The following is a 658-nucleotide window of genomic DNA, read 5'->3' as shown; positions in this document are numbered from 1 at the left end:
TCCCGACGCTACCGCATGCGATGTGCACGCGAATTGTTCACGGTTCCTACACTGAAGTCATGTCTACTTCCAGTGGTGATGTGCGTGTTTGTTTCGTCGGTGATTCCTTCGTCGCCGGTCTCGGCGACTCCACCGGTCTCGGGTGGGTTGGTCGAATCGCTAATGAGTCCCACCGACGCGGATTGCCGTTGACGACATATAACCTTGGCGTTCGACGCGACACTTCGCTTCTCATCTGCGAACGGCTGCCGCGGGAAGTCACGCCACGGCTCGCGGACGCCGACTTCCCGCGGATTGTTGTTTCATACGGCGTGAATGATACGACTGTGGAAGACGGGCACAGGCGCGTTGGCCGGGTGGACAGCGTGGCTGCGCTTCGCAGCATTAGCGTCGCCAGTGGCGTTACCGAGTTGATGTTCATCGGACCGCCTGCTGTCGACGATGACGACCAGAACGAGCGAATTTCAGACCTCAGCAATGCCCTTCAGAATGAATCAATAGATCTTGGCATTCCTTATCTCGAGTGTTTCGACAGCACAGTTGCAAACACCGTCTGGCGACGCCAAGTACGCGAGGGCGATGGCTATCATCCGGACGCCGCCGGCTACGAGCAGCTGGCCGCGATCATCCAGACCCCACTTCTCGAATGGCTTGGACC

Annotated in this window: 1 protein-coding gene; it reads left to right on the top strand. The window is 58.4% G+C overall.

The window, feature by feature from the left end:
* Window positions 1–59: 59 nt before the first annotated feature.
* A partial coding sequence (locus JF66_RS19455; protein WP_035880537.1) for a GDSL-type esterase/lipase family protein occupies window positions 60–658 on the top strand: 599 nt, incomplete at its 3' end.

The organism is Cryobacterium sp. MLB-32 (genome assembly GCF_000738085.1).
Lineage (GTDB): Bacteria > Actinomycetota > Actinomycetes > Actinomycetales > Microbacteriaceae > Cryobacterium.
This window is presented reverse-complemented; position numbering and strand designations above follow the sequence as displayed.